Genomic DNA, 7,278 nt, shown 5'->3' with positions numbered 1-7,278 from the left:
AAGTACATAAAACATGGCTAATTATCCTTTTTCAATTATTTCGGTCTTTACCAGTGATGAATATTCCTGCAAAGGCAATACAGCTGCTATTGTAGTCTTGGACGCTCCCTTTCCAAATCATCAAATGCAAAACATTGCTGCTGATTACAATCAACCTGCTACTACATTTTTATGGCAGGATGAGCATGACCAGTGGCACGTGAGGTGGTTTGCTCCCGATGATGAAATAGAGCTTTGCGGACACGGTTCGCTAGCTGCTTTTGCTTACCTGCAAAATCAAAAGCCTTTGAGTATAAAATACAAGTCAGGTTTTATTGAAGGGCATATATCAGGTCAAAATCAATGTGCTATGATTCTTGATCCTATTGAGTCTAACGTAGATGATTTTGATCCTGCGATAGCAAAAGGTTTGGGAGTAGATATAAAAGGCTATTATGAAAATAACAATAAGCATATAGTACTTGTAGAGAGTGAGGAAGTTGTAAAAAAAATGCAACCCAACTTTGCAGGATTAAGAGGCTGTGAGCCTTTTGGTTATGTAGTAACAGCAAAAGGAAGTAACACCGACTTTGTGAGTCGTACCATTGTTCCAAAAGTACAGCAATTGGAGGATCATGCCACTGGCTCATCTCATGCAGCCCTCACACCTTTTTGGTCAGACAAACTAGGCAAAGACAAACTTACCGGACTGCAGCTAAGCCCTAGAGGTGGTTTTTTTAATTGTGAAATGATAAATACAAAAGTAAAACTGAGTGGACAGTATAAAACACTCGTGAGTGGCAAGGCGGAAATTTAACCTGTAATGGGTCTTGATTTTGTCTTTCTTTCCCAAATCTGGAAACATATTCTAGTCATACCTTCAATTGGCCCTTATTAGCCCTTTTGGCATATGTATTGATTATTAGAAGATTTTAGACAAAATACTCTCTTCGTACAAATATGACAAAGGTATATCTTATCGATGATGACCCGTTCTTTTCTAAATTACTAGGTCGTAAATTATCTGAGTGGGGCTACGCTGTAAAAATTTTTATGAGCGTGGAAGATGCATTGCCTAGTTTATACGAAAAGCCGGATGTGATTGTACTAGATCATAATTTTGGAACAAGTGAAACCAAAGGCAATGATTATATTCCGCTTCTAAAAATGCACTCTCAGGATTCTGCATTGCTGTATGTGACCAGCGAAACATCTAAATCTGTAATTGACCGCTCTATAGACCGGGGCGCTGATATGTACCTTACAAAAGACGAAGAAGTTTACGACCTGATCAATCCAATAATCAAGCAACTTATAAGTGAAAAAGGTAATCAGACCAATGGTTGGGGCATGTGGTAGTTAAAGTGCTTCGTATACCTTAGCTAAGAAATCATTTAGCTTAGAGGGCTCCAGCCACCTTGTAACGATCACCAAATTATTACTTTTATCAATCACGATAAAGTTGCCACCAAAACCCGCTGCATAATAAATCTCCGTATTTTCAACATCCTTTAAAGCGCGAGGCCCTTTGTTGAGCCACCACATGTAACCATAGCTCTCATATGCTTCTGAGGGTTTTGTAGCCATATCAATCCACTCTTTTGAAATTATCTGTTTGCCAAACCATCTCCCATCGTTTAAAAACAATAAACCAAAGCGTGCATGGTCGTAGGTATTGATAAAAATACCACCACCTGAATGACCTCCTCCACTGACTGATTGCATCTTAATGCCATCTATGTTTACAAAAGAATTGTCGTAGCCATACCATCGCCAGGTTGATGAAGCTCCTATAGGATCCATTACGTGCTCTTTCAAAACCATTGGTAGAGGCTTTCTCCATACTTGTAAAAGTGAGTATGCAAGCAGGTTAACACGTACATCATTGTACTCAAAATTACTTCCGGGCGTTTTTAATTCGCGATATTTCCAATCGTCAATACCACCTTCTCTGGGTGGTCTGTCAGCCCAATCTTTCATGCCAAATAACTCACCAGAGTAATCAGAGGATTGCGTAAGTAAATGGTGCCAGGTAATCTCACTGTTGTGTACACCTTCGTAAGTGCCATCCCAAACATATTTACTTACCTTTTCATCCATCTCCTTAATAAGTTTCTCATCATAAGCCAGGCCTGCCACTGTAGACAAGTAACTTTTGGTGACACTAAAAGTCATATCAACCCGATCGAGGTCACCCCACTCAGCTGCTAAATAACCATCTTTAATAATGAGCCCTGCTGCACCACCACGTTTTTTGGTTGGGCCGGCTAACTTATGATAAGGCTCTCTACTAAAGCCTTCTAAAATTGCAATACGCAAATCTTTTGATCCGGAATATTCGTTCTCAATGGCATAATCTACAGCTGCCTTTAAGCTGTTGTTATTAAAGCCAACTTCTTTTGGCGCCTTTCTTTCCCAACTTCCTCTTTCAGGAAAATATTGAGCAGAAAGTCCGTAGGACAGAATAAACAGTAGTATTAAGAAATTGTATTTCATACTTCAAATGCTTTATGTAAAATCTACAGACATTCACCGAGCAAACATCACCATTCATCGATTATTTTTCAATCATAAAATATGTGAGGCTACATTTATTACATGTTACGCTCCACACCACTATCGAAAAGCTTGTTTTATATTGTAGATGACGATCCAGTTTTCAGTACAGTATTTGACAAATTACTAAAAAGCAACCGGTACAAGCAAGTCCTTCATTTTGATTCGGGAGAAGCTTGTTTAGAGCAATTAAAGGATCGGGTCGAGCACCCCTCTATTGTGTTTCTTGATTTCTCATTAAATGGTATGAATGGCCTTGATGTACTACAGCGCATAAAGGAAATCAATAAAAAGATTAAAGTTGCGATTGTAACATCGATCGATGACTTAGACCTGAGAGCTAAATGTTTGAAAGAAGGTGCTTTTATGTTTATCAACAAAAAGGATATCGCCACTAAAATTCCTTCGATGTTTGAAGCCAGCAATACCTCAAGTGCTTATTCGTTCTTTAGCAGATTTGGTAAAATATATTTGAATTAGAAAACAGCGCTTTTAAAACGCCAAAAGGCGAGTTGTCCTCGCCTTTGGGTTGGCTAGCATCTAAGATTGTTGGTATCCTAAATCACTGTACAGCCTCCTTTCGCGTTTGAGAGAATTTCAGCCCTCGCAATCGCATGAAACAAGATAGCACTCTTTCTTAATATTTCAAATAAATCTCACTTAAATAATTGACTTACAGTGGCTTTCATATTCTTAACTAGGCCATTTCTTTTCTTAAAAAATTTATAACACCTCCATAAAGCAACAAATCTCGCTGACGCTCACTGATGTTATATTTCAATTTGATTTCCACGTTTTTTGTGGTATTAATGGCTACAACATCCTTCATTTCCTTTATAGAGTCACGCAGGTTTTCAATTTTTATTAAATCCTTTTTATCAATTTTGTCATAATCAGATTGATCTGAAAATTCGAAAGGAATTATTCCAAAATTGATGAGATTTTGCCAACCAATACGAGCATAGCTCTTGGCTATCACAGCCTTTTGGCCAAGATACCTTGGCGCTAATGCCGCGTGCTCTCTGCTAGAGCCTTGAGCGTAATTTTCACCGGCAATTACAATATGGCCTCCGTGTGAATCCATAGAAGCCTGAGCTCTCTCGTAAAAATTGCCGTCTACTACATGAAAAGCATATTTACTAATCTCTGGAATATTACTTCTCAATGGCAAAACTTCTGTCCCGGCTTTCAATATCTCATCAGTAGAAATATTATCAGGCATTTTAAGAATTACCGGCATTTCTATGGCATTTCCTAACTCGTCAAAATCCGGGATTGATTTAATGTTTGGCCCCTTATTAAGCTTCATATCAGCCCCATTCTTTTCCGGCTTGATCAACATTTGTGTATTGATCTTTATTTTGTCAGGCTCTGTATATTTTGGGTATTTGATATTATGCGTATTCTCCAGATCTCTGGGGTCTGTTATTTTGCCTGTAAGTGCTGCGGCTGCAGCCGTCTCAGGACTACATAGATAAACCTGGTCATCGATGGTGCCCGAGCGCCCGGGAAAATTTCGAGGCATAGTTCTTAAACTTATCTGGCCTGTAGCCGGAGCCTGCCCCATGCCAATGCAACCCATGCAACCAGACTGGTGAAACCTCGCTCCTGCTTGCACTAAATGAGCAAGACTACCTTCTGACGCCAGATTTTGGATTACCTGTCTAGATGAAGGATTAATATCAAAAGATACATCTGCCGGAATCACCTGATCTTTTACAATTTCTCCTACTACCCAAAAATCTCTGGGGCCAGGATTGGCAGAAGACCCTATAACCACCTGAGAAACTTCCTTACCTTCAACTTCTCTTACTTCTACCACTTTTCCAGGACTACTAGGCATGGCAATCAATGGCACCAGCTCAGAAAGGTTAATTTCATCATGGGCATCATAAGAAGCTCCTTCATCGGCTTCAAGAGCAACCCAGTCTTCTTCACGGCCTTCTAACTTTAAAAATTGTTTGGTGATCTCATCTGAAGGGAATACGGTCGTAGTAGCTCCCAACTCAGTACCCATATTGGCAATTACATGTCTGTCCCAAGTGCTTAAATTTTTAACTCCCTCTCCATAATATTCAATAATAAAGCCTCTTCCGCCTTTTACATCATAGCGCCTGAGCATCTCAAGTATTACATCTTTGGCGCTTACCCAGTCTGGCATTTCTCCGGTAAGCTTCACACCCATAATTTTGGGCATCTTCACATAATAAGGCTTGCCTGCGGCAGCAAGGGCGACATCTAGGCCACCCGTACCGATAGCCAGCATACCAAGACCTCCGCCAGCGCAGGAATGACTGTCTGATCCTACAAGGCTCTTGCCAGGCACTCCAAATCGTGACATATGCACAGCATGGCTGATACCATTGCCCGGTCTGCTGTACCAATAGCCAAATTTCTTAGCCGCTGACTGAAGAAATAAATGATCATCAGCATTTTTGAAATCAGTTTGTAGCAAGTTATGGTCTACATACTGCACACCTACTTCTGCTTTTACTTCGCCAAGACCAATGGCCTCCAACTCAAGCATAATAAGTGTACCTGTAGCATCTTGCTGTAAGACGTGATCTATTTTTAAACCGATCTCTTTGCCTGGTTCCATCTCACCGGACAGCAAATGTGATTTGATCAGTTTCTGGGAAACGTTCATTGGATTACTCATGTAGTTGATTGGTTTGGTTAACTACAAAACAGGCTACGCTTCACCATTGTTTACATATAGAATATCGGTACAAGTACCGTTATCAGTATCCAGAATATGAGACTTATTCCTCCCCCTACTTTCAGAAAATCTTTAAATGAATAATTACCGGGGCCATAAATCATGGCATTGGTCTGGTAGCCTACCGGTGTAATGAAGCTGGTATTGGCCCCAAATAAAATAGCTATGAGAAGCGGTTCGGCTGGTATACTCATACTTATCGCAACTTTGACAGCAATAGGCACAAGTAAAATAGCAGTGGCTTGATTACTCATGATACTGGTCAATAATGTGGTAAAGATGAATAGTACCGAAACTACAAAACGGGGACTTGTATCACTGGAAAAGTTAACGATGAAATCAGCGATTACCTGATCCCCTCCGGTTTTTGAGAGTGCTGTGCCGAGAGGTATAACTCCGGCTAAGAGGAAGATCACTTTCCACTCTACGTTTTCGTAAGCTTTCTTTACAGAAAGACAGCCGGTAAGAAACATGAGCGCGACACCCAGCCAGGCACTGATAAGGATAGGAAAGATGTTACTTACGGCCAAAAAGATAATGAGAATCAAGATACTCACGGAAGTGGTCATCTGTCTTCTACTACGGAGCTGACTTACTATATTTTCCCGGGATACCTGCTGCACCACTATCCAATCGTGTTTTGACTGTTCTGTTTCTGGCAAATTATCTCCGTCCATCAATAGAATATCACCCACTTGTATCACGTGATCCATCAATTTCTGATCTCCCATAAGACCACCTCTTCTTGCCGCGAGCGGTATGGCATCGTAAAATCGGTTAAACTGAATGTCTTTTACCTTTCTACCGATTAAGTTGGAGTTAGGTACAATCAGCGCTTCAAACAAAACGCGATCCTCGTCCTCATTTTGCTCGATGCTGCGATCTTCAGCATTCGAAAGTATCCTTAAATCTTTATTATTATTAAGGTTTATGATCTCATGGATGTTGGTTTTTACGGTGAGCACATCACCAGCTCTTAGAGTGAGCTGATCATCTCTTTTGATAATTCTGTTATTGCGAATAAGCCTGAGCAGTTTGTATTCTGTTTTGTCATGCAATTTTAAGGCTTCAAGTTTCTCTCCTATCAATTCAGATCCTTCAACAACAAGTACTTCGGTTATGTAATTTTTCTCTTCAAGCTCTTTATTAAACACACTTATATTTTGTGGTTTCTTGTTTAGAAAACGAATGCCAATAAAGAGCATATATATAATGAGAGCGACCAACAAAATCACTCCCATGAGTGTAAGGTCAAATATTCTAAATCCGTCAGCACCATTGGCCCTTGAGACAGCATTAATTAAAAGGTTGGTGGAAGTGCCAATCATGGTAGATGAACCGCCCACCATTGCAGCAAATGACAAAGGAATGAGTAAAATCGCTGCTTTAATCTTAGTCTGCTGCGATATTTTAAACATTATAGGAATAAAAACCGCCACTACCGCTGTAGTATTTATAAAAGCTGAAGATATGGCCGCTATAATCATGATAATTAATACAGCTTGCCATTTACCACCTTGAGTAATACTCAGCATTTGGTCGCCCAACGCATCTACCACACCGGTATTTCTCAGTCCCTGACTCACTATGAGTAGCGCCAGTACTGTAAGAGTTGCCGTATTACTAAAGCCACTTACGCCCTCCTCTGGTGTGAGAATGCCCGTAATCATTAGGCTTACCATTATGAGAATGGCAGTTTGATCAATAGGAATGATGCCGGATATAAATAGTCCTAACGCCCCTACTACAATGCCAAAGACGATTATTAATTCCGTTTCCATAAATGGTCTATTTCCTCAATATTTTCTTTTTAAATACGAGGTAGCGCGAAGTGCCGTAGATCATTAGCGAAATGCTCGCCAATAAAAAAGTGGCCGAAAGAATGTTGAAGAGAAGAGACTCAAAAAACTTAAAAACGAATGCACTAATACCCAACATGGCTAAGGCAGCTCTGTAATAGGCCATCAATGTTCTCTCATTGGCCATTAAAGTTCTTATTCGGGCAAAATAATGTCTCCTGTCTC

Annotated in this window: 7 protein-coding genes; 3 read left to right on the top strand and 4 right to left on the bottom strand. The window is 40.2% G+C overall.

Annotation, left to right across the window (positions count from 1 at the left end; genetic code table 11):
- The first annotated feature begins 13 nt into the window (after window positions 1-13).
- Together E1176_RS09110 and E1176_RS09105 are read left to right on the top strand one after the other, a co-directional pair.
- Complete coding sequence (locus E1176_RS09110) at window positions 14-796, top strand: PhzF family phenazine biosynthesis protein (protein ID WP_155210299.1); 783 nt, start codon at window positions 14-16, stop codon at window positions 794-796.
- 143 nt (window positions 797-939) lie between these two features.
- Window positions 940-1,338 carry a response regulator gene (locus E1176_RS09105; RefSeq protein ID WP_155210298.1) on the top strand — a complete coding sequence of 133 codons (399 nt, stop codon included), beginning with the start codon at window positions 940-942 and terminating at the stop codon, window positions 1,336-1,338.
- Here the strand turns inward: E1176_RS09105 and E1176_RS09100 are convergent, their stop codons facing one another.
- Complete coding sequence (locus E1176_RS09100) at window positions 1,339-2,475, bottom strand: serine hydrolase domain-containing protein (protein ID WP_155210297.1); 1,137 nt, start codon at window positions 2,473-2,475, stop codon at window positions 1,339-1,341.
- A gap of 132 nt (window positions 2,476-2,607) precedes the next feature.
- Here E1176_RS09100 and E1176_RS09095 point away from each other — a divergent pair, with 132 nt between their 5' ends.
- Window positions 2,608-3,015, top strand: a complete 408-nt coding sequence (locus E1176_RS09095) for a response regulator (RefSeq protein ID WP_185152718.1) — start codon at window positions 2,608-2,610, stop codon at window positions 3,013-3,015.
- 217 nt (window positions 3,016-3,232) lie between these two features.
- Here E1176_RS09095 and E1176_RS09090 read toward each other — a convergent pair whose 3' ends face one another.
- From E1176_RS09090 to E1176_RS09080, 3 genes are all read right to left on the bottom strand, one after another.
- Entirely contained in the window at window positions 3,233-5,194 is a 1,962-nt protein-coding gene (locus E1176_RS09090; RefSeq protein WP_155210295.1) for an aconitate hydratase, read from the bottom strand.
- 50 nt (window positions 5,195-5,244) lie between these two features.
- Window positions 5,245-7,035, bottom strand: coding sequence for an SLC13 family permease (locus E1176_RS09085; protein WP_155210294.1), 1,791 nt, complete (start codon window positions 7,033-7,035; stop codon window positions 5,245-5,247).
- Between the two features lie 7 nt (window positions 7,036-7,042).
- Window positions 7,043-7,278: DUF202 domain-containing protein (locus E1176_RS09080; protein WP_155210293.1), on the bottom strand; the 236-nt coding region annotated here is incomplete at its 5' end.

Origin of the sequence: Fulvivirga aurantia, from assembly GCF_009711475.1 — a bacterium.
Classification (GTDB): Bacteria; Bacteroidota; Bacteroidia; order Cytophagales; family Cyclobacteriaceae; genus Fulvivirga; species Fulvivirga aurantia.
The sequence above is the reverse complement of the archived record's forward strand: the minus strand, read 5'-3'. Positions and strand labels throughout refer to the sequence as shown.